23 protein-coding genes are annotated in these 20,913 nt (G+C 38.7%); 14 read left to right on the top strand and 9 right to left on the bottom strand.

Features of this window, described 5'->3' with window-relative positions; translation table 11 throughout:
* Positions 1 to 141 precede the first annotated feature (141 nt).
* From H5117_RS08435 to H5117_RS08410, 6 genes are all read right to left on the bottom strand, one after another.
* Positions 142 to 522 (bottom strand): DP-EP family protein, encoded by a 381-nt coding sequence (locus tag H5117_RS08435; protein WP_165723569.1) that lies wholly within the window; start codon positions 520 to 522, stop codon positions 142 to 144.
* A 20-nt stretch (positions 523 to 542) separates the two neighbouring features.
* A complete protein-coding gene (locus H5117_RS08430) occupies positions 543 to 3,797 on the bottom strand; it encodes a winged helix-turn-helix domain-containing protein (RefSeq protein WP_182737224.1) in 3,255 nt (1,084 codons plus the stop codon).
* A 168-nt stretch (positions 3,798 to 3,965) separates the two neighbouring features.
* Positions 3,966 to 4,802: a mechanosensitive ion channel family protein gene (locus H5117_RS08425; protein ID WP_002958733.1), complete on the bottom strand. Its 837-nt coding sequence runs from the start codon at positions 4,800 to 4,802 to the stop codon at positions 3,966 to 3,968.
* Between the two features lie 38 nt (positions 4,803 to 4,840).
* On the bottom strand, positions 4,841 to 5,584 hold the full coding sequence (locus H5117_RS08420; RefSeq protein ID WP_182693411.1) for an LrgB family protein: 744 nt from the start codon (positions 5,582 to 5,584) through the stop codon (positions 4,841 to 4,843).
* A complete protein-coding gene (locus H5117_RS08415) occupies positions 5,577 to 5,930 on the bottom strand; it encodes a CidA/LrgA family protein (protein WP_182723985.1) in 354 nt (117 codons plus the stop codon). Before H5117_RS08415 ends, H5117_RS08420 begins: the two co-directional genes overlap by 8 nt.
* Positions 5,931 to 6,001: 71 nt before the next feature.
* Entirely contained in the window at positions 6,002 to 6,793 is a 792-nt protein-coding gene (locus H5117_RS08410) for a crotonase/enoyl-CoA hydratase family protein (RefSeq protein WP_182737218.1), read from the bottom strand.
* A 367-nt stretch (positions 6,794 to 7,160) separates the two neighbouring features.
* Between H5117_RS08410 and H5117_RS08405 the strand changes: the two genes are divergently transcribed.
* From H5117_RS08405 to H5117_RS08395, 3 genes are read left to right on the top strand one after another with little or no spacing between them, the layout of a single operon-like run.
* Positions 7,161 to 7,481 carry an HI1450 family dsDNA-mimic protein gene (locus tag H5117_RS08405; RefSeq protein WP_002958729.1) on the top strand — a complete coding sequence of 107 codons (321 nt, stop codon included), beginning with the start codon at positions 7,161 to 7,163 and terminating at the stop codon, positions 7,479 to 7,481.
* 42 nt (positions 7,482 to 7,523) lie between these two features.
* On the top strand, positions 7,524 to 8,336 hold the full coding sequence (locus H5117_RS08400; RefSeq protein ID WP_024597159.1) for a DUF481 domain-containing protein: 813 nt from the start codon (positions 7,524 to 7,526) through the stop codon (positions 8,334 to 8,336).
* A 25-nt stretch (positions 8,337 to 8,361) separates the two neighbouring features.
* Positions 8,362 to 8,844: a hypothetical protein gene (locus H5117_RS08395; protein ID WP_002958727.1), complete on the top strand. Its 483-nt coding sequence runs from the start codon at positions 8,362 to 8,364 to the stop codon at positions 8,842 to 8,844.
* A 42-nt stretch (positions 8,845 to 8,886) separates the two neighbouring features.
* Here the strand turns inward: H5117_RS08395 and H5117_RS08390 are convergent, their stop codons facing one another.
* Both H5117_RS08390 and H5117_RS08385 read right to left on the bottom strand, forming a co-directional pair.
* Positions 8,887 to 9,372, bottom strand: coding sequence for a peptidylprolyl isomerase (locus tag H5117_RS08390; RefSeq protein WP_002958726.1), 486 nt, complete (start codon positions 9,370 to 9,372; stop codon positions 8,887 to 8,889).
* A 12-nt stretch (positions 9,373 to 9,384) separates the two neighbouring features.
* Entirely contained in the window at positions 9,385 to 10,296 is a 912-nt protein-coding gene (locus H5117_RS08385; RefSeq protein WP_002958725.1) for a folate-binding protein YgfZ, read from the bottom strand.
* A gap of 164 nt (positions 10,297 to 10,460) precedes the next feature.
* Here H5117_RS08385 and H5117_RS08380 point away from each other — a divergent pair, with 164 nt between their 5' ends.
* Positions 10,461 to 10,712: a succinate dehydrogenase assembly factor 2 gene (locus H5117_RS08380; protein WP_002958724.1), complete on the top strand. Its 252-nt coding sequence runs from the start codon at positions 10,461 to 10,463 to the stop codon at positions 10,710 to 10,712.
* Positions 10,713 to 10,767: 55 nt separating this feature from the next.
* Positions 10,768 to 11,124 carry a hypothetical protein gene (locus H5117_RS20665; protein ID WP_223231626.1) on the top strand — a complete coding sequence of 119 codons (357 nt, stop codon included), beginning with the start codon at positions 10,768 to 10,770 and terminating at the stop codon, positions 11,122 to 11,124.
* On the opposite strand, the gene nadB is transcribed toward H5117_RS20665, so the two are convergent.
* Complete coding sequence (gene nadB, locus H5117_RS08375) at positions 11,099 to 12,709, bottom strand: L-aspartate oxidase (RefSeq protein WP_154903488.1); 1,611 nt, start codon at positions 12,707 to 12,709, stop codon at positions 11,099 to 11,101. The two genes, H5117_RS20665 and nadB, sit on opposite strands and share 26 nt — an antisense overlap.
* Before the next feature lie 245 nt (positions 12,710 to 12,954).
* Between nadB and rpoE the strand changes: the two genes are divergently transcribed.
* The 9 genes from rpoE (at position 12,955) to recO (ending at position 20,910) form a co-directional block, all read left to right on the top strand.
* Positions 12,955 to 13,536 (top strand): RNA polymerase sigma factor RpoE, encoded by a 582-nt coding sequence (gene rpoE, locus H5117_RS08370; protein WP_002958721.1) that lies wholly within the window; start codon positions 12,955 to 12,957, stop codon positions 13,534 to 13,536.
* Between the two features lies 1 nt (position 13,537).
* A complete protein-coding gene (locus H5117_RS08365; protein WP_002958720.1) occupies positions 13,538 to 14,155 on the top strand; it encodes a sigma-E factor negative regulatory protein in 618 nt (205 codons plus the stop codon).
* Positions 14,156 to 14,159: 4 nt separating this feature from the next.
* Positions 14,160 to 15,110 carry a MucB/RseB C-terminal domain-containing protein gene (locus tag H5117_RS08360; protein WP_024594972.1) on the top strand — a complete coding sequence of 317 codons (951 nt, stop codon included), beginning with the start codon at positions 14,160 to 14,162 and terminating at the stop codon, positions 15,108 to 15,110.
* A 20-nt stretch (positions 15,111 to 15,130) separates the two neighbouring features.
* On the top strand, positions 15,131 to 15,580 hold the full coding sequence (locus tag H5117_RS08355; protein WP_182737214.1) for a SoxR reducing system RseC family protein: 450 nt from the start codon (positions 15,131 to 15,133) through the stop codon (positions 15,578 to 15,580).
* A gap of 275 nt (positions 15,581 to 15,855) precedes the next feature.
* Positions 15,856 to 17,643, top strand: coding sequence for a translation elongation factor 4 (gene lepA / locus H5117_RS08350; RefSeq protein WP_002958717.1), 1,788 nt, complete (start codon positions 15,856 to 15,858; stop codon positions 17,641 to 17,643).
* Positions 17,644 to 17,659: 16 nt separating this feature from the next.
* Positions 17,660 to 18,595 (top strand): signal peptidase I, encoded by a 936-nt coding sequence (lepB, locus tag H5117_RS08345; RefSeq protein WP_002958716.1) that lies wholly within the window; start codon positions 17,660 to 17,662, stop codon positions 18,593 to 18,595.
* Positions 18,596 to 18,597: 2 nt separating this feature from the next.
* Complete coding sequence (rnc, locus tag H5117_RS08340) at positions 18,598 to 19,275, top strand: ribonuclease III (protein ID WP_002958715.1); 678 nt, start codon at positions 18,598 to 18,600, stop codon at positions 19,273 to 19,275.
* On the top strand, positions 19,265 to 20,197 hold the full coding sequence (era, locus tag H5117_RS08335; protein WP_182737210.1) for a GTPase Era: 933 nt from the start codon (positions 19,265 to 19,267) through the stop codon (positions 20,195 to 20,197). Before rnc ends, era begins: the two co-directional genes overlap by 11 nt.
* A gap of 20 nt (positions 20,198 to 20,217) precedes the next feature.
* A complete protein-coding gene (gene recO / locus H5117_RS08330; protein ID WP_182737199.1) occupies positions 20,218 to 20,910 on the top strand; it encodes a DNA repair protein RecO in 693 nt (230 codons plus the stop codon).
* Positions 20,911 to 20,913 lie beyond the last annotated feature (3 nt).

Below are 20,913 nucleotides of genomic sequence, written 5' to 3'. Positions count from 1 at the left end.
GTTTATTCAATTTATCGTTTTTAAACCTTTCGGTAACCTTCTGATTTAAGTTGTTGTTATTTATGTTTATTTAAGGGGCGTTTTTAAATAAATTACACCGCAATTAATATGCCTGTGCAATTTAAAAATAAGCATTACTAATTAGAGTTCTTTTTCATTCTTAACTTGAGGATCAGCGCTTTCATATTTATTGCCATTGCACTCAACGTTAAAGATTAAGCATACAGAGCCATTATTTTCATCTGTGTCGGTAATGATAATTGTGTGGCCGTTGTCACTTACTTTATAGCTGAAGTCTTGGGCGCATGGTTTTTGTGTGTCGATATTGGTGATAGTAGCGCCAGTAAATACGAAACCATTTTGAATTGTGGCATCGTCTAAATTGTAGTTGCCAGCGGTTTCAGTTCTTACAACACCACCGCCAGTAGCGGGTTCGCCATTTTTTGTATAGCTAAAAATAGCTTCACCGTTGTTAAGTTCAATATTTACTTGAAAGTCGACATTTTCTAGGGTGTTATTCATATCATTTCCTTTATGAGTAATTATAGTTGGAAGTTCGTAATGCCTAATTTAACTAGGCTTGTTTTTATTTCTGATATCTCGTCTTCTCTGTTTAAACAGGTATAAGCTTGTACTAGTGGGTATGTTATTTTTACGCTCTGACTTATTTTTGCAGCTTCAGAAATTGCTTTGATAGCACTTAAGCAAAATTGCTCTCGCTGTTTATTAGTTGTAGCTAAGTTTGCTTTGATTAAGTTTATTCTTGTATATACTAAGTAATCACCAGTTTTAGTTAGGCTGGCTAATTGATGTTTGTAGTTTTCATTATTCTCAAGCTCAGTTAATAACTCCTGCGCTTTGAGTGGTGATTGTCTATTTATAAAATATTGAATCAGTGTAATTTGTGTATTAATAGTGCTGGTATTTTTAAAATTTTGAGATTTTAAAAAATTAATTATTTTTTCAATTGTTGAGTCAGTAGCTTCATCAGTAGATAGCATTAGTGAATGTGCTAAAGAGCGATAATACATAAGCTGAAATTTATTGTTTTTTGGATCTTGTACTAAAGCTTCATTGATAACTTGATTAGCCAAGCTGGCTTTTTTATGGGCCATCCGTTTATCACTCAAATAGCTCAGTAAATAACTTTGTTGCATATATAGGTTTGCTGACGTGTAAAAAAGGCTTGCATCACTAGGGTAGTTAGCAATCAATTTTGTGATTACGCCAACTGCACCTTCCAATATATTAACTGCTTCATTAAAGTTACTTAGCTTCTCTTCTGTTTTTGCAAGCCAACTAATCGTATCGGATTTATCTCGAAGTAAATCTTTGTTATTGGGTTTCAGTTCAAGCGCTTTATTTTTAAGCAAAAGTGACTCTGCAAAGTTCTTTTTTGCAGCGCTGTAGTTGGATTTTTCTATGTATAAAGAACCTAAAGAATTAGATGAATACGATAATTCCATAATGGAGTTAAAATCATTGGCTGCCAGCGCATACATTTTTTTACTGTAAGCGTGGTATTTTTTAAACATTTGCTCAGTAGCTTGATGATCATTTTGATCATAAGCTAATTGACCAAGCCAAAAGGCATTGGCACCTGCAAGCGTTAGTAGCTCTAAGTTGTTAGGCTGTATTTTTAATAATGCCTCAAGGCGGGTGCGGGCGTTTTCAAAGGCGGTAAAGGCTTCATCGGTTTTGCCGCGCGAATAAGCTACTTCACCCATTGCTTCGAGGGTTTGTGCGTACTGAAAACGGTTGTTAAATTGTGCTTTATTATCGCTAAAGCTAAAAAGTGAACTTGAATCGTCAGTTTGATCAGTAAAATACTCAAGTGCTTTATTACTAATACCATCAAGTAAGTCCATACGTTCAACGCTACGTAATTTATCGGCAAAGTCGCCGACCATAAACCCCAGTAAGCTTTCGGCCTCAAGCTGTTTTTTTTGCGCATGTTGTTGGGCTTTAAAACTAGTGAAGCTCATTAATAACGCGGTAAATGTAAGTAAGCACAATAAAGCAACGGTCACTCGTTTTGCTCTTATTTTTGTTTTTATTTTTTTTACAGAGCTTTTGATAAGAGCATGCTCGTTATCATCTAATTTAAACAGTTTGTCGTTAAGTAATAGCTGCGCTTCTTGAAGTGGTTTACCTGGCGCTAGGAGGTAAGCACTACTTTTACCTTCATCTACCCAATTTTGTGTTTGATGTTGTAAACGACTTTTTATTGCTAAGGCATCTTTATGGTCATTAATCCATTGTTTTGCGCGCGGCCATTGACGCAATAATGCCTCGTGAGCAAGGCTAAAACAGGCTTCTTGGTTTTGTAAATGCGATACAAATAAACGGCTATCGACCATGGCTTGCACAAGCTCTTTTTGGCTTGTGTTGGTTAATGTTTGCCAGCGGGCAGCGCGGCTCGTAATGGTTTTACCATCTGGGTTTAAAGTGATCAGTTGTGATAATACGCTTTTTAGTTGCTGCTGTTGCTCATTACTAAGGTCAATAAATATATCTTCTGCTTTTTTGCCTATGGCGCCCTCAATACCCCCGAGTTTTTTGTAAACACTGTGCAGTAGCTCGTTATTATCACTGCGCTGTAAGTACAGCTCTTGCAATGTATATTGCAGCATGGGCAATGCATCGGGGTTATTGGCGGTATCGGCGCACAATATTTCATCCAGTGGTGTTTGAGTTTGTGGGTCATTGGAGAACGTTAAATTAGCGGTTAACGCTGGCAGGCGAATAATTTGTTGGAGTTCTTGGCGGTTTGGCGGTGTTAAATCGTAGTGCGCGCCATGAGCTTTGCCTGCCATTAAACTTGGTTGTTCAACCACTAAAGGATAAAAGTCGTTACGACACGCACTAAATACAATCACAGCTTTAGAGATTGCTAAGCGTTCAATAACCGATAAAAAATGGCTGCGTGTTTCGCTACTAAATATAGGAGAAGAAAGCAGTACTTCTAAGCGGTCAATAAATAAAAATAACTGGGGTGTTTTAAGTTTTGTAGAGGCTTTACTAAGTGCAGCTTGTATGGCGTTAATTACGCCATCTATTGCCAATTCTAGTTGCTCTGCAAGTGTTTGCGCGCTTAATCCTTCAAACACAGGCTGGTCGTTTATATCCCAATCAAGTAATGCAGAAGCTAAGTCTAGAAAAAGTCTATTTTTATGCACATCTGCAAAGTCGATCTGGGTGTAGGAAATAACACCGATGCCATTATAGCCTCGCTCATCTAGCAGTTTTGGTAAAATTCCAGCATTAACAAGCGAGGATTTACCTGTACCACTAGGGCCAAGTATTAAGCAAAAAGCACGACCGTAATTTACCTGGCTAGATATCCTTTCCAGCAGGGTAGCTATAGATTGGGTACGGCCAAAAAAAACGTGGGTATCATTTGGGTTATATGCACGCAGGCCTAAGAAAGGGGATCCTCCCTGCCATGTACTTTTAGTGCTTGGGATAGGATCTGCTAACGGAAAAGATAATTTTGCAATAATGCGGTAGCCACGTTTACGGATAGTTTCAATATAATGTGGTTCATTGGCTTTATCACCGAGCGCTTTTCTTAGCTGAGTGATAGTTTTATGTAATGGATTATCGCCAATATCAGTATTTTTCCAGCATTTATTGAGCAATTCATCGCTGCTTACAATGTCGCCATTTTGTTGACACAAATGCAATAAAACCTCCATCGCTTTGGGCTCTAACTGTTTGGCTTTACCAGTGAGTTGAATTGAGTTAGTTGAAGGTGTTACTTGCCAATCGCCTAGGTAGAAGGGGTTGCGCATCATCATTACTCATTATTGTTTTTTTATTATTAAAATTAAGTGCGTATTGATATTTATTAACACTATTTATATGGCAAATAAATCTATAACACAACTATTTGAGTTTATTCTGAGCAGAGGGGGGTAGTAAAGGATGAGCTTGCAGATATGCAAGCTCAAAATAAAAATAAATTAGCTTTCTAGGTCGGCTTTGTTAATTGTAATGACGCGTTGAGGGAATGGAATTTCAATATCAGCGTTATTAATTGCTTTATAAACACCACCGTTAATAGCCAGTTTGGTTTCGATAATTTTAGTAGTAGGCACCCAATATCGGTAGCTTATTGTAACACCGCTATCGGCGAAGCGTTCAATACCCACTTGTGATAACGGATTTTGTGCGACTAATTCATGTGCTTTAAGTACGTCTTCAATGAGGCTAATCGCGTTATCAGAGCATGCACTATAAGCTATATCTATTTCACCTTTGACCAATGAGTAACTAAATGAGTTATGAAGTATTTCACCCACTATGTGCTTATTTGGAATGGTGATTTCTACTTTTTCTTCATTGATTAAAATAGTGTAGCCAAGCTCAATTGTTTTAACTTGGCCGCTTACATTTTTAACTTCAATAGTATCACCAACAACAAAAGGTCGCGTGGCTATAATGGCAAGGCCTGCACCATAATTAGAAAGCATTCCTTGCAGCGCTAAACCAGCACCTAAAGATGCAGCACCAATGGCTGCTACAAATGGCGTAACGCTGATACCTATTTTGCCAAGTGCAATAATTATAACCATTACAATGAGCAGTACTTTTACCACGCTACTGACAAAGTTTGTGAGCGTAATATCAACGTTATGGCGGGTCATTAACGCGGCTACAAATTTGGCAAGCTTTTGTGCTATCCACAAACCAATGAGGACGATAAAAATAGCGCCAACAATTTGCATACTGTAGGTAACCATATACTCAGTAAGCATGGTGTAATATTTTTCAAACTGTTCGATTTCAGAACTGATCATAAAGCGCTCTATGTTAGGGCTATGTTGTATTTTTCCAACTATAGCAAAATGTTGACTAAAAATGGATATAACAGCGGCACTATAATCGCTGTTAATAAAGCACTTAGTGCCATTGCAACTGATGAGTAAGCGCCTACTTTTGGATGCTCAGCAATAGCAGCAGCTGTCCCAATTGCATGGCAGGCTGTGCCCATGGCAACGCCTTGAGATTCGTGATTAAAAATATTAATGAGTTTAAAAAGCATAAAACCAAATAAAGCGCCTAGTAAACCAATAAAAATAACTAAAGCCGCGGCAAGTGAGCTAATCCCTCCTAACGAGTCGGTAACAATTAAAGATATTGGGGTCGTCACACTGAGTGCGGCAACAGATGCACTTAGCTGCGCTGGCGAATTAAATAATATGCTTAGCAAAAATGCCACAACGGTTGCGTTAACAATGCCTAAGCTACATGTTGCGACTATAAGTAATAGATTTTTTCGTACGTGTGTAAACTGCTGATATAAAGGAAGCGCTAGAGCCACAATTGCGGGCTCTAATAACCAGCTTAGTAATTTGCTGTGCGTGGCAAATTGCGTATAAGGCAAATTTAGATTAACGAGTAATAAAGCAATAATACTAATACTTAAAAATACGGGGTTGGTGAGCGATTTAAATACGCTGCTTTTTATACTTTGGTTTACGGCCCTTAGCGCTAAAAATAATACAATAATAAAAGGAATACTTAGCCACCATAAATTAGGTTGTAGCTCTGAAATAGCGGAAAAAGTAAGATTAGTCATTATTTTCTTTTCCCTTAAAGTACGCAATTACACTGCTAACAAGCAATAAGGTAGTTATAGGAACAAGCACCACAACTGAGGCTAAAAATGCCCAGTGCGATTTTATAAGGCCGAGATGCTCAATAAATCCCACACCCGCTGGAATGAAAAAGATAGGCATAATATTTAAAATAGGGGAGGCGCATGGTTTTACATGTTGCTCTTTTACAATACCCGATAAGAGTAAAACTAATAAAATAACCATAGCGAGTAACGGTGCAGGAAAGCTTCCACCAATAAAGTGCATAATGAGTTTAGCGCTGGCTAAACATAGTAAAATAATAGCGCTACTGAGCAGATATTTCATCAAAGTGGCTCACAGAAAAGATAAGAGCTTAACTTTAACAAATCAAACTCTTTTATGCATTGTGCAATAGTCTACCAATGCTTTGTATTTACGTAGGTTATATCCGCTTTTCCTTTTGCTTTAGCAATTGCTTTTTTAGTGTTTGGGTTTAGCAATAAGCGAATTTGGCTGAAGGTTTCTTTAGCGAGTATTTTTCGTTGGTTTGGTTTGTAGCTAAGTTGTGTAACACGTTTAATAGCAGCAAGCGTATCGGGTGAGCGCTCAAGTAATGTATTGAGCATGTTTTGCGTGGCTTGTTGAGTATCATCGGTAAGCTGAGTAACTAAACCTAGCTCATTTGCTTGTTGTGCTGTGATTGGGTTTGCGTGGCTGGCAAGCCAAAGTGCTTGGTCACGCTTAACTAAACCGCTCATCATTACATTGGCGCCCATATCGGGGCACAAGCCCCAACGCGCTTCCATAATGGCAAGCTTGGCATCAATATGAACAATCCTGTAATCGGCACCCAGTGCTATTTGTAATCCTCCGCCTAAACAGTTGCCATCAATTTGTGCAATAACGGGCACACTCAGTGACTGCCAGCCTAATACTACTTTTTGCGCTAAATTTTGATTGCCAGGTAACCATTTAAGCAATAATTTTATAATATTCAGTGGTACCGCCATTACGGCTGATATATCAAGCCCTGCACAAAAATGCTCGCCATCGCCTTTTATTACTACAGCACGAATACTGCGATCTCTTTTTATGTTTTTAATGGCTTTGTTTAGCTCTACAAACATTTCAAAGCTTAATGCGTTTTGTTTTTTTGCTCTGCTAAGCGTGACGGTTGCAATGCCATTTTGTTTTTCTAGTTTTATCATTACACACTCCTCTGACCTGTTAGTTGAGCTTATGTTGTTATAAGAATTAAGTAAAGTGACGGTATTTTTTAAATAAATGGAATTTATTGCTAAAGCTGTAGTCTTAAAGGGTTAGATTTAGATGAGAAAAAGCTAAACAATTAGAACTTGAGATAATAAAATTTTTTACGTTGTTATTTTAAGCTTAAATTAAAAAAGTAATCTTGATATTCAATGGGTTAGTTAAATTGTTATTTATTGTTTGAGCTGCATGCTGAATAAAGCATGACTCAGTTACAAAAAAGTCAGTGTTTTACGCTTTTTTTTATCAAAATGATGATGAGATTTGATAATATAGCGCAACTTAAAAGCTTAAGGTTAAGCACATATGTCGGGTCCACGTTTATATACGGTAGAAGAAGCTACTCACCAAGCTTATGATATTTTTTTAGAGCTAGCGCCAAATAACTTGAGTGATAAAGATGTTGAAGACTTTAATGAGTTTAGAGAAGACCTAGGCTTTATTGAAGAAGACGAGCCAGACGATCAGTGGCAAGATTTTGTTGCCCTTGAGATAGAGCCAGAGCACTTTATTCAGGTGCTAGTTGGTTTAGAATTTGAAAATGATGATGTTTTGTTTGCTAAAATTTTGATTAGTCGTGATAAAGATGCTCCGTTTTGTCATATTTTATGGAAAGAGAGTGAATAAGCAATACCGCTTATTTTTATAATTGTGTGCAGAGAGAGTGTTGTGCGTAAGTATTTATTTTTAATTTTTTTAATAATTAGCTGCCCAAGTTGGGCTGTTGATCCATTTGAAGATTTTCATGAATATGGCAAGCTCTCTGATGAAGAAATTCATGAGTTACACAAAGGTGATATGCTTTACGGTGATACTGAATTTGGTTTTATTCTAAGTAAAGGTAACACCAATTCGACCAGTTTTAAGCTCAAAGGTAATTTATACCAAGATTTTGAAAAGTGGCGTAATCAATTTAAAATAGACTCTCTTTATAAGCGTGATGAAAACGATGAAAGCGGTGGCACTGATGTTACTGCTAATCGTATTTTTGTATCAGCGCAAGGTAACTATAAAGTAGGTGTTAAAAACTCCTCATTTTTTATTTACGGTGATTACGAAGAAGATGAGTTTAGTGGACTTGATTTTAAAAGCACGGTGGCGACAGGCTATGGTGCGCGTGTATATCAAGGCTCTAAAAACAAAGTAGATATTGATATAGGACCTGGTTTATACCGTTCAGTCGCCGATGAAGATTCGGATGTGAGCGAAGATGAAATTGATAAAACCGGTTATTTAGTACGTGTTGCAATGCAGTGGGAACGTTTGGTCTCTAAGCGTACTCGTTTTAATCAAGATGTGAGTATAGAGCAGTCGCTTTCAGGTCTTAATTCTCGCTTAAAATCGGAAACCGCACTGATAAGCCAAGTGATTGGCGCGGTATCACTCAAATTTACCTATATGTATCGTTATAATTCAAAACCCGAAGATGATAAACTCAAGTTTGACTCAGAGCTGAGTGCTACATTGGTATACAGCTTTTAAGTATTTATTTAATTTAGAGAATATTATGTATCAGCATAAACAGTATGCGGTGTTTATCTTTTTTGTATTAGCGTGGATTGGCGGTTTTGTGGCGCTTGCGTGGAACTTGTTAGGCGCTGATGGACCTTTAATAATATTTACTGGGATTTTAGTGCTGGTGGGCTTTTTGTTCCATGGCCTAACAGTAAAAGTAGATGATAAAAATATTAGCTGGGCGTTTGGTCCAGGCGTTGCTGGGCAAAGTATTGAGCTTAGCGAAGTAGCAGAAGCAAAAGCAGTTCAAAACTCTTACAGGCACGGTATTGGTATGCGAATTACTCATGATGGTTGGGTATATACAGTATCTGGCTTTAGTGCAATACAGTTAACGCTCAAAGATGGCACCTTGTATAGAGTTGGTACAAACGATCAAAAAGGTTTACTAGCTGCTTTAAAAGAAAAAAACGTATCTATCGCGCTGCCTAGTAAGCCAAAAGCTGAAACGGTTAAGCGTAACAATATGATATAAAAAAAGCGCCTAAGGCGCTTTTTTTATCTGTTTAGCAGTGCATTAGTGGTCGTGGCCACACCCACCTTCGCCATGTACGTGGCCGTGAGTTAATTCATCTTCTGTAGCATCACGTACTTCTAGTATTTCTACATCAAAGTTAAGTGTTATACCTGCAAGTGGGTTATTACCATCTACAATCACTTCTTCATCTTGAATATCGATGATCATTACTGATTGGTCACCATCATCTGTTGATGCACGAAATTGCATGCCAACTTCAATTTCCATACCTTCAAACATTGATTTAGGTACTGCTTGCATTAGGTTTTCGTGGCGCTCGCCGTAACCTTCTTCAGGTTCAACCTTTACGCTAAGCGTGTCGCCTGGTTGCTTGCCCAGCAAAGCATTTTCTAGGCCTGAAATTAAATAGCCTGTGCCAATGATAAAGTGTAGTGGCTCACCACCGAACGAGTTATCAATGCTATTGCCATCATTATCCATTACTGAATAATGCATTTTTACCACTTTGTTTGCCGCAACGATCATAGTCATTCCTATTTATTCATCTTCAAGAGAGTAGGGTAGAGGCAGAATGCTTAGCTCCACCTGAGGTGTGTGTTTTGCACGAAGTACCTGAGTTACATCAGTATCGTTTGGCAACACAACGAGGCCTGTTAATTTATTTGTTTGCTCATCAAAACTTTGTGCAATAAGTTTACCTGCACGGCGCCAATTTTCGCCTAATTGGGTTTCTAAATCAGGCTCTGAAAGAATCCCTTCGCTTTGCCCCGAAACGATATACATTGCACGTTTATTTTTACCAAGGTACTTCATACGGGCTACGGTTTCTTGACCTGTATAACACCCTTTTTTGAAACTTATACCGCCAATAGCATGTAGGTTTACCATTTGAGGAACGTACTCGCCAATTGCATCTGCACTTAGCTGAGGCTCACCGGCAAGCATCGCTGCTTGTTGCCAAGGGGCTTCGTTATCAAGTGTGGATACGTTATCAGGCATGCTAAATTGGTTATCAACCATTATTAAAACACGGTTATCAGCTAATTTTAGCGCTTTACCATTCGTAAAATCACACGCGCTTGCATCGCCTTCAAAGCTAATATCAAGTTGTGCCAGTACATCAGATAAATCATCACCAATTAAACCAATTAAACGCTTTGAGCATTCAGTAATATCAACTTTTGCAAATACAGCGTATTTTTTAAGTTCAGCTAATGATTTCTCAACTTCAGCTTGGCTACCCGCAAGGTAGTAGCTATCTTGGTAAGAAAATAATTTAAATACACCCCAAAGTTTACCTTTGGCGCTGCAATGGCCAGCCCACAAATAATTACTGCTGGTTAATTTATTTAGATCTTGAGTGATTTGTCCGTGCAAATAAGATAATTTATCAGCACCGCAGAGGCTAATAAGTTGATGAGATAACGGACATGCATAAACGCTCGACATAAAAACCTTCTTTGCAATATAAATGAAGTGACATAATAACGCAGTTGTTACGTATGGTACAGACAAGCGCTTATTGGTGTGGGTTTATTATTTAATGAGAGATTAATAGCTGCTAAATAGGCTTGTGTTTGTTAAACTCGAGTCAATTAAGTATGAGGTTTAAAATGGTTGAAATTCATAGTAAAGCACGTATTCGTTGGGCTTGTCGTCGTGGCATGTTAGAGCTAGATGTTTTGTTTATGCCGTTTGTAGAAGAAGCATACGACTCTTTGAGCGCAGAGCAACAGGCTATCTTTCAGCGTTTGCTAACAGAAGAAGACCCTGACTTATTTGCATGGTTTATGGGTCATGAAGAATGTAAAGACGAGCAGTTAAACGGTATGGTTTCGCTGATCTTAGACCGAGTTCGTGTATAGGTTTACGGTTACAAATAATAAAGCTGACCACAAACCAATTGTGGTCTTTTTTTGTATACTTAGTTTTATATTATGTTTATTTTTAGATTCACTATTAGCCATGCTTTTTTGTTTAATAATAAATGCACTAGCTGGCTTGATAATGTGGCGCAAAGTATTAGCAATTCACCCACATGAGGGCATTATAATATTAGAACCAAAGTTATTTAGATTTGAGGGCGAGAGCTTAAAAATTCAGGGTGAAATAAGTAACAAAAGCCGATTTTATGGTAATAATATATGGCTTCATATTAAAGGTTTTAGTAACAACCATTGGCTTATAATTTCAGCCAATGGCGTTAATGAGCAAAGTTATGCGCGTCTAAAACGTGCCACTGTCGGCGCAATTAATTGCGTTTTGGAGTCAAAATAGTCGGCGTTGGGTTTTCACTTTGTTCAGGGTAATCAATAGTGTAATGCAAGCCTCTGCTTTCTTTTCGCTCCATAGCACTTCTAATAATTAGCTCTGATACTTGCACTAAATTACGAAGCTCAAGTAAGTTGTTACTTACTCTAAAGTTTGCATAGTAATCGTGTATTTCTTGCTGTAGCAACTCAACTCTATGCAGTGCTCGTTCTAAGCGTTTAGTAGAGCGTACAATACCTACATAATCCCACATAAATAAACGTAGTTCATGCCAGTTATGGGTAATAACAATTTCTTCATCTGAGTTACTAACACGGCTCTCATCCCAATGAGGAAGCGCTATCGGCTCTGGTGCATGTTCAATTTTACTTAAAATATCTTTAGCTGCAGCGTGGGCAAATACAATGCACTCTAATAGTGAATTACTTGCCATACGGTTTGCACCATGTAAGCCTGTGTAAGCAACTTCACCTACAGCATATAAGTTATCGAGATCTGTTTTGCCGTTAAAGTCAGTCATTACACCACCACAGGTGTAATGCGCAGCAGGCACAACTGGGATTGCTTCTTTCGTTATATCGAGGCCTACACTTAAGCATTTTGCGTAAATAGTAGGAAAGTGCTCAATAATAAAGTCTTTATCTTTGTGGCTAATATCTAAATAAACACAATTGGCGCCTAAGCGCTTCATTTCAAAATCGATTGCGCGTGCCACTATATCGCGTGGAGCAAGCTCTTCACGGCTATCAAAGTCTTTCATAAACCGAGTGCCATCTGGGCGTTTTAAATAAGCCCCTTCACCGCGCATGGCTTCGGTAATTAAAAAGTTTTGTAGCTCTGGATGATAAAGGCTTGTTGGATGAAATTGATTAAATTCCATGTTGGCAACTTTACAACCTGCACGCCAAGCCATTGCAATACCATCACCACTTGATACGTCTGGATTGGATGTATATAAATACACTTTACTTGCACCACCGGTTGCAAGAGCAACAAATTTAGCTGAGATGGTTTCTACCTTTTTAGCTTTTTTGTTCCACACATACATGCCTTCAATGTGTGAGCCTGTTTTTCCGGCGCTTTTATCTGTGATTAAATCAATGGCGTTGTATTGCTCTAAAAGCGTTATATTTTTATGAATTTTAACTTGGCTGATAAGTGTTGTTTGCACCGCTTTGCCTGTTGCATCGGCTGCATGCAATATACGACGATGGCTGTGACCACCTTCACGTGTTAAGTGAAAACGCTCTTTTCCTTTGCTATCAAACTCCATATCAAAGGGTACGCCTTGGTCGATTAACCACTGTAGGCAATCGTGGGCATTGCTGGCGGTATAATGAACAGCGTCTCTATCGCATAAACCGCCGCCTGCATCGAGTGTATCTTCAACATGAGATTCTATGCTGTCGTTTTGTTTATCAAATACAGCAGCTATACCGCCTTGGGCATACAAAGTAGAACCTTCGGTAAGCGCTCCTTTACTGATCACGGTAACGTTACAATAATTAGCTAGAGATAATGCAAGTGATAAGCCTGCTGCGCCGCTACCTATAATAGCGACATCTGCAATGTGATGTTTATTTTGGTTCATGTCAGAGGTACTTTGCGGTTACAATGCTCATATAGAGCAATATTTGTTTTTAATATCTGTAGTTGTATCATATTTGTCATACTACTACGTAGTGATTTTAAAGGCTTAGCGCCGTTATTATCATCTATTTTATAAAAAAATAATATTAAGCAGAACTTTTTATTCATAAAGAGGTCAGAGTATTTGTGAACAATGACGACAATATGAATAACAAGCAAAAATCAGACATAGGAGTACCGGCTCGAATGAGCGAGCAGGAATTAGATTTAGTGCTAGTAAAAAGGGTCCAGCAAGGAGATAAAAACGCCTTCAACCTATTAGTAAAGAAGTATCAAAACAAAATTGCAGGTTTGATCTCACGTTATGTATCTAACCAAGGCGATATTGCTGATGTAGCACAAGAAGCTTTTATTAAAGCTTACCGTGCACTTCCTAACTTTAGAGGTGACAGCGCCTTTTACACGTGGTTATACCGTATTGCCGTTAATTGTGCTAAAAATTACTTAGTAGCCCAGGGGCGTAAGCCGCCAGCAAATGATATAGACGCTGAAGATGCCGAGTTTTATGATTGTGCAGATTCAATGCGATCGAATGCATCTCCTGAAAACCTACTTTTAAGCGAAGAAGTACGCGCTGTTATTTTTAATACGATTGATAGTTTGCCTGAAGATCTTAAAACCGCAATCACCCTTAGAGAAATAGAAGGGATGAGCTATGAAGAAATAGCAGTGGTAATGGATTGCCCAGTCGGGACTGTGCGTTCGCGTATATTTCGTGCCCGTGAAGCAATAGATAACAAATTAAACCCATTAATAGGCGAGTCTTAGTATGACAAAAGCACACCTTAACAAGTTAGATAACGAAGCGTTATCGGCATTACTTGATGGCGAGCAACATCTAACTGATGCAAAAATTGCAGAGCAAGATGTAACTACGTTTGGCCGTTATGCGTTAATTGGTGATGCGATGCGTGCTCAAAAAAATAATAACGACATACATATTGATATTAGCGATCGCGTTGCATTAGCACTAGAAAGCGAGCCTGTTTATGCTGACTTTAGTCAGTCAAAAACACAGCCTCAAGCAATCACTGAAACAGTACAAGATAATAAAGTAGTCGCTTTTAATTGGCGCAAACCAGTTGCTCAATTAGCTATTGCAGCAAGTGTAGCGATGTTTGCTATTGTGGGCGTTAATACGCTTCCTCAAAGTAACAATGAGCAGCAAAGTGAAATTCCATTACTGCAAACCACACCGCTAGCGGGTATGGCCTCGCCAGTAAGTTATTCGTCTGAGCCTGCGCTTGAAAATGCTGAGCAAGGTTTACGTGAACTACAGCAACAGCGTATTGGTGCGTTAGTTCTTGAGCATCAACGCCAAGCACGAGTTGCGAATTCTTTAGAAACAGCGCAAACTAATACCAAAGCGTCTGAGGAAAAAAACTAATTAAATGAAAGTAATCACTTTTGTTCTGTCGTTGGTAGTAAGCTTTAATGCATTTGCCAACGACACAAATCCTGCCAAAGATTTATTACTCAAAATGGCTAATGCCGTTCACACCCGTAATTTTGACGCCTCGTTTGTGGTTGTCAAAGGTAAAACAATGGAACCCTACCGATGGGTGCATGCTTTACAAGGTGACACCGAACTTGAGCATTTAAGTTTACTTAACGGTGCTGGGCTTGAAATGGTCCGTATCGATAATCAAGTTACTTATTTTGAACCTCAGTCTGAACCATATTCTCTAAAAACAGATTCAATAGCAGGTCCAATCCCTGAAGTACTATTTAAAGATATAGACCGCTTAAGTGCGCACTATGATTTTGTACTAGGCGGCAAAGGGCGTATTGCAGGGCGCGCAGCGCAACTTGTTCGCATAGAATCTAAAGACGAGTATAAATATAATTACTGGATTTGGTTGGATATGGAATCGTCGTTGTTACTAAAAGCCGCGTACGTTAACCATGAAGGTGAAGCCTTAGAGCAGTTACAGCTTACACATATTAGTGTGACAGAGCAGCCAGCCGGTATGCTAGTTGAAGTGCTCAATCGAAACTTTCCGACGCCTTTGCCAAACAATGCACTTATAAATGAAGATAGTACTGCCACAAACTGGAAAATCAGCTGGTTACCAGATGGCTTTGAGTTGCTAAAATCAGATAGACATAAGCTCGATTTAAATAACGAATTAACTGATTATTATTTGTTCTCTGATGGTTTTGTTGAGGTTTCTGTATTTATTCAGCGCCCATTACCAGGTAAGCGTTTGAGTGGAGCACTCACTTCTGGTGCAACGACAGTATATGTGCATAATGGCGGTAATTTTGATGTATCGGTTGTTGGTAATGTACCGAGTATGACCGCAAAAGCGATTGCAGAGTCAGTTACTCGCGCACTATAGACGATTCCGTAAGGATTGTTATGATTGAACAAACCCTCACTGTTGTGGCCCTCGATGGCCACATTGCTCATTTAGAAGCACAGCAAAAACAAGCTTGTGAAGGCTGCAATGGTCGTTGTGGCTCACAAGTGTTTAGTAAATTATTTGGCACTGCAAAAAAAACCTTTCCTTATAAATTTGAATCCTCAGTAGAAATAGGGCAAAAGGTCACTTTGTCACTAGATGATAGTCATGTCGTTAAGCATGCTTTTGCGGTTTACATGCTACCGCTCCTTTTGAGTCTTGTTTTTGCATTTGTTGCGGCGCAATTGTTTATAGCTTCCGAAGGCTGGCAGATTTTAGCTGCTGCTTTAGGTGGTATTACTGGCTTTTTTATAGCTAAAACTCGCGTGAAATCTCTAAAGCACGATATAAAAGTTATAAAAATTCACCCAATTAGTATCCCTTTAACTCAAATAGATGGTGATTGACGCCAATTAAATGTAAAATTGCCGTTTTATACCAAAGTAACTTGGAAATACAGGGAATCGTGGTTTTTTAAATTATTTTATCTGGCTGAATTATTTAAGTTAAGTAAATATAACTTATTGTTATTCAATACATAAAATGGTTGTAACCCATCTTAAAAAGCGTAAGTACAGTTTGTTATATACAAATTTAGCTTATGGCATCCTAAAGCAAGTATTTTCAAGTCACTTAGGTATTCATATTTAGTCCATTAAAATAGAAGTATAGAATCCAGTTTATGAAGCATATCCGTAATTTTTCGATCATCGCCCATATTGACCATGGTAAATCGACCCTTTCAGATCGTTTGATCCAAGTTTGTGGCGGTTTAACCGACCGTGAAATGCAAAAACAAGTTTTGGATTCAATGGATATTGAGCGCGAACGTGGTATTACCATTAAAGCGCAAAGTGTAACGTTGAATTACAAAGCGAACGACGGCGAAACCTACCAACTTAATTTCATTGATACTCCAGGACACGTTGATTTTACGTATGAAGTTTCACGATCTTTAGCTGCTTGTGAAGGCGCGTTGCTTGTTGTTGATGCAGGCCAAGGCGTTGAAGCACAAACACTAGCTAACTGTTACACCGCTATTGAAATGGAATTAGAAGTAATTCCAGTACTTAATAAAATCGATTTACCGCAAGCGGATCCTTTACGTGTTGCAGAAGAAATTGAAGAGATTATTGGTATTGATGCCCTTGATGCAGTGCAGTGTAGCGCTAAAACAGGTGTAGGTATTGCCGAAGTTCTTGAAATGATTGTTAAAGATGTACCGCCGCCAGTAGGCGACAAAGATGCACCTTTACAAGCACTTATTATCGATTCTTGGTTTGACCCATACCAAGGCGTTGTATCACTAGTGCGTATTAAGCACGGTGAATTACGCACTGGCGACAAAATAAAAATAATGTCGAACGAGCATATACATACTGCCGACCAAGTAGGTGTGTTTACACCTAAGCAAACCAACACCGGTATTTTAAGAACAGGTGAAGTAGGGTTTGTTATTGCTGGTATTAAAGAGATACATGGTGCGCCAGTAGGTGACACTATTACTCATCAAAAAAATGCAGCTCCACTTCGCTTACCTGGCTTTCAAAAAATTAAGCCTCAGGTTTATGCGGGTATGTTCCCAATTGCATCCGATGAGTATGAATCGTTCCGTGATGCACTTAATAAATTAAGCTTAAACGATGCGTCGTTATTCTTTGAACCAGAGAATTCAACTGCACTAGGTTTTGGTTTCCGCTGTGGCTTTTTAGGTATGCTACACATGGAAATCATTCAAGAGCGTTTAGAGCGTGAATACGATATTGATTTAATTACAACAGCACCTACGGTAATCTATGAGATAGTTACTAAAGAAGGTACATTTCAGATTGATAATCCATCTGATTTGCCTGCAGTAAACGATATTGTAGAGATTCGAGAGCCGATTGTTGAAGCTAATATTTTGGTACCACAAGAATACCTAGGTAACGTTATTACTTTGTGTATTGAAAAACGTGGTAGCCAAACAAAAATGACTTATCACGGAAAGCAAGTAGCTGTAACGTACGAGCTACCTATGGCTGAAGTGGTGATGGATTTCTTTGATAAATTAAAATCAACTAGCCGTGGTTTTGCGTCGCTTGATTATAACTTTAAACACTTTCAAACATCAGATATGGTGCGTGTTGACATTTTAATCAATGGTGAGCGCGTTGACGCACTTGCGATAATTGTTCACAGAGATGGTGCACAGTCTCGTGGTCGCCAGTTAGCTGATGCGTTAAAAGAGCTTATCCCACGTCAAATGTTTGATATAGCGATTCAAGCTGCTATCGGACAACATGTTATTGCCCGTACCACGGTAAAACAATTACGTAAAAACGTAATTGCTAAGTGTTACGGTGGTGATGTGAGCCGTAAGAAAAAGCTACTTAAAAAGCAAAAAGATGGTAAAAAACGTATGAAGCAAGTAGGTAATGTTGAAGTGCCTCAAGAAGCGTTTTTAGCTATTTTAAAAGTTGGCAAATAAAAACAAAGGATTATAAATGGCTGGTTATTTTTCAGTTTTATTGGTGTTATTAACTTTAGGCTCAGGCTTAATATGGTTAATAGATCACTTAATGTATGCACCTAAAAGACAGGAGCGCTTAGCGATAGCGCAAACGTCTGCTGGAGCTCCGTTAGATGAAGAAACGGCGGCATTAATTGCACCAGAACCAGTACTAACAGAAACAGCAAAGTCGATTTTCCCGATGATTGCAGCAATTACTATTTTTAGATCATTTATCTTTGAACCGTTTCAAATTCCATCCGGTTCAATGATGCCTACATTATTAGTAGGTGATTTTATTTTAGTACAAAAGTATTCTTATGGAATAAAAGACCCTGTTTGGCGTACTCAATTAGTTGATATTGGGCAGCCTGAGCGTGGTGATATTGTTGTTTTTAAATACCCTTTAGATGAAAATGTTGACTATATTAAACGTACAATTGGTTTACCTGGCGATAAAATTGTTTATCGCGATAAACGTTTATATATTCAGCCAAATTGTAAAGAAGGCGAAACCCAGCAGGGTGAGCTTTTATGTAATGAATTCAATAAAATTGATTTTAAACTAATTAATGATAACGAATTTAAACAAGGCCCAATGCCTCTAGCTCGTGTAAATGAAAATTTAACAACAGTTACGCATGATATATTAATCAACCCACAAGCGCCTGAGAGAAAAGGGCGTTACTACCAGCAACCGGGCACGCCTTCTGATGAATGGACTGTTCCTGCTGATCATTATTTTATGATGGGTGATAACCGCGACAACAGCCAAGATGGTCGCTTTTGGGGCTTTGTACCAAAAGAAAACTTGGTGGGTAAAGCTGTCTTTATATGGATGAGTTTTGAATTTGAGAATGGCCCTGATGATATTTTACCAGGATGGGTTCCAACTGGTGTTCGCTTTGAGCGCCTAGGTAATATTCAGTAACGATGAAAAAAAATGTAACAGAATTATATAAAAAAATTGGCTATGAATTTGCCGATCAAGGTTTACTTGAGCAAGCAATGACGCACCGCAGCCACAAAGGCCAGCATAATGAGCGACTAGAATTTTTAGGCGACTCTATTTTAAGCTTTGTGATTGCCAATGCACTTTATGCCAAATTTCCTAAAGCGCGTGAAGGCGATTTAAGCCGCATGCGCTCAACGCTTGTGCGTGGTCAAACACTTGCCGAGTTTGGTCTTGAATTTGGCCTAGGCGATTATTTACGCTTAGGGCCGGGCGAGCTTAAAAGTGGCGGATTCCGTCGCGAGTCAACGCTTGCTGATGCAGTAGAAGCTATTATTGGCGCTGCATTTTTAGATTCAGGTATTGATAGCTGTGGCGATCTTATATTGTCATGGTACGAATCACGATTAGATGCTATTTCACCAGGGCTTAACCAAAAAGATCCGAAGACCCTGCTGCAAGAGTATTTACAAGCCCGTAAATTATCTTTACCGGGTTACACTGTGGTTGATACCAAAGGCCAAGCACACAATCAAACATTCACGGTCGAATGTATTGTTGATGGAATGGATAGCATAATTTCTGTAGGTAGCTCGCGCCGTAAAGCCGAACAAAAAGCTGCTGAAAAAGCATTGAAGATACTTAAAAATGAACCTTGATACCCTAATACAGCCTCATGAAGGTGATGTAGATACGTTTTGTGGAATGGTTGCTATTGTAGGGCGCCCGAACGTAGGTAAGTCGACTTTGCTTAATGAAATTATTGAGCAAAAAGTGAGTATTACCTCACGTAAACCACAAACCACGCGTCATCGTATTATGGGTATTCATACCGAAGGTAAACACCAAGCGGTATACATAGATACACCAGGTCTACACGTTGAAGAAAAACGTGCGATTAACCGTTTAATGAACCGTGCCGCGTCTAGTTCTATCGGCGATGTTGAGCTTATTATTTTTGTAGTTGAGGGCACTCATTGGAATGCCGATGACGACATGGTACTTAATAAAGTATCGCAAAGTGGTAAGCCGGTATTATTGGTTATTAATAAAATAGACCAAGTTAAAGACCGTGACCTTGTGTTGCCTCATATGAAGTGGTTAAGTGACAAGTTTGATTTTGTTGGAATTATGCCAGTATCGGCAACGCAAAGTAAAAATGTTGATTTAATCAAAGCAGAAGTAACTAAACGCTTACCTCCTTGCGAATTTTACTTTCCGGAAGATTATGTAACTGACCGTTCAATGCGCTTTATGGCAGCTGAAGTAATTCGTGAAAAACTAATGCGTTTTATGGGCGAAGAATTGCCGTATTCTGTAACTGTTGAAATTGAGCAGTTTAAATGGCAAGACAACGGTATTTGGCATATCAACGGGTTGATTCTTGTTGAGCGCGAAACACAAAAACGCATGGTTATTGGTAATAAAGGCGAAAAGCTAAAAACCATTGGCCGTGAAGCCCGTAAAGACATAGAAGAAATGCTTGATAACAAAGTATTCTTAGAGCTTTGGGTTAAAGTTAAGTCGGGTTGGGCTGACGATGAACGTGCACTAAGAAGCTTAGGTTACAGTGAAGACTAAACCAAGCAGTAGCTTAGTGAATGGATAGCGACTTCTACACCGCGTATTTATTACATCGGCGTCCTTATAGTGACTCCCAAGTAATGTTAGATATGCTTGTAGAAGGCGTTGGTCAGTTAAGAATGCTGGCCCGAATTAGTGGTCGCCAGGCCACTAAACATAAAGCACAACTTCAGCCGTTTCAGGCACTGCTTGTTAATTACAGTGGCAAGTACGATTTAAAATATATCAATAAGTTTGAACTGCTTGGGAACTCGCACTTTTTAAAAGGTGATGAGCTTTATTGTGGTTTTTATTTAAATGAGCTTACAAATCGTATCGTTCCTGTTAACGAGCCAATTGAACAAGTATTTGAGCTATATAAAACTCATCTATCAAACCTAAACAGCGGGGCTAATTTACAAGAGGTGCTTCGCTCATACGAGTTTCAACTATTGGAATTACTCGGTTATGGCGTGGATTTTAGTTTTGACGCCAGTGGTGAACCAATAGATGAAAAGCAGACGTATAGTTATTTCCCCGAACTTGGTTTTTTAGTACAAGAAGATACACGTTCTGGATTTAGTGGCAAACAACTCAACGCCATAGCAAATCATGACTTTAGCCAAAATGATGTGCTATATATGGCAAAGCAATTAAGTCGCTATTTATTAAAACCCTTATTAGGTAGTAAACCATTAAAAAGCCGCGAGCTATTTATGGCCTCTCAATAAACG

Origin of the sequence: Pseudoalteromonas sp. SG45-1 (assembly GCF_014164135.1) — a bacterium.
Lineage (GTDB): Bacteria > Pseudomonadota > Gammaproteobacteria > Enterobacterales > Alteromonadaceae > Pseudoalteromonas > Pseudoalteromonas distincta.
The sequence above is the reverse complement of the archived record's forward strand: the minus strand, read 5'-3'. Positions and strand labels throughout refer to the sequence as shown.

What these genes read in the sequence shown, in the direction of transcription:
- H5117_RS08435 (WP_165723569.1), bottom strand. Translation starts at nt 522, where the DNA reads ATGAATAACACCCTAGAAAATGTCGACTTTCAAGTAAATATTGAACTT.
- H5117_RS08430 (WP_182737224.1), bottom strand. Translation starts at nt 3,797, where the DNA reads ATGATGCGCAACCCCTTCTACCTAGGCGATTGGCAAGTAACACCTTCA.
- H5117_RS08425 (WP_002958733.1), bottom strand. Translation starts at nt 4,802, where the DNA reads ATGATCAGTTCTGAAATCGAACAGTTTGAAAAATATTACACCATGCTT.
- H5117_RS08420 (WP_182693411.1), bottom strand. Translation starts at nt 5,584, where the DNA reads ATGACTAATCTTACTTTTTCCGCTATTTCAGAGCTACAACCTAATTTA.
- H5117_RS08415 (WP_182723985.1), bottom strand. Translation starts at nt 5,930, where the DNA reads ATGAAATATCTGCTCAGTAGCGCTATTATTTTACTATGTTTAGCCAGC.
- H5117_RS08410 (WP_182737218.1), bottom strand. Translation starts at nt 6,793, where the DNA reads ATGATAAAACTAGAAAAACAAAATGGCATTGCAACCGTCACGCTTAGC.
- H5117_RS08405 (WP_002958729.1), top strand. Translation starts at nt 7,161, where the DNA reads ATGTCGGGTCCACGTTTATATACGGTAGAAGAAGCTACTCACCAAGCT.
- H5117_RS08395 (WP_002958727.1), top strand. Translation starts at nt 8,362, where the DNA reads ATGTATCAGCATAAACAGTATGCGGTGTTTATCTTTTTTGTATTAGCG.
- H5117_RS08390 (WP_002958726.1), bottom strand. Translation starts at nt 9,372, where the DNA reads ATGATCGTTGCGGCAAACAAAGTGGTAAAAATGCATTATTCAGTAATG.
- H5117_RS08385 (WP_002958725.1), bottom strand. Translation starts at nt 10,296, where the DNA reads ATGTCGAGCGTTTATGCATGTCCGTTATCTCATCAACTTATTAGCCTC.
- H5117_RS08380 (WP_002958724.1), top strand. Translation starts at nt 10,461, where the DNA reads ATGGTTGAAATTCATAGTAAAGCACGTATTCGTTGGGCTTGTCGTCGT.
- nadB (WP_154903488.1), bottom strand. Translation starts at nt 12,709, where the DNA reads ATGAACCAAAATAAACATCACATTGCAGATGTCGCTATTATAGGTAGC.
- rpoE (WP_002958721.1), top strand. Translation starts at nt 12,955, where the DNA reads ATGAGCGAGCAGGAATTAGATTTAGTGCTAGTAAAAAGGGTCCAGCAA.
- H5117_RS08365 (WP_002958720.1), top strand. Translation starts at nt 13,538, where the DNA reads ATGACAAAAGCACACCTTAACAAGTTAGATAACGAAGCGTTATCGGCA.
- H5117_RS08360 (WP_024594972.1), top strand. Translation starts at nt 14,160, where the DNA reads ATGAAAGTAATCACTTTTGTTCTGTCGTTGGTAGTAAGCTTTAATGCA.
- H5117_RS08355 (WP_182737214.1), top strand. Translation starts at nt 15,131, where the DNA reads ATGATTGAACAAACCCTCACTGTTGTGGCCCTCGATGGCCACATTGCT.
- lepA (WP_002958717.1), top strand. Translation starts at nt 15,856, where the DNA reads ATGAAGCATATCCGTAATTTTTCGATCATCGCCCATATTGACCATGGT.
- lepB (WP_002958716.1), top strand. Translation starts at nt 17,660, where the DNA reads ATGGCTGGTTATTTTTCAGTTTTATTGGTGTTATTAACTTTAGGCTCA.
- rnc (WP_002958715.1), top strand. Translation starts at nt 18,598, where the DNA reads ATGAAAAAAAATGTAACAGAATTATATAAAAAAATTGGCTATGAATTT.
- era (WP_182737210.1), top strand. Translation starts at nt 19,265, where the DNA reads ATGAACCTTGATACCCTAATACAGCCTCATGAAGGTGATGTAGATACG.
- recO (WP_182737199.1), top strand. Translation starts at nt 20,218, where the DNA reads ATGGATAGCGACTTCTACACCGCGTATTTATTACATCGGCGTCCTTAT.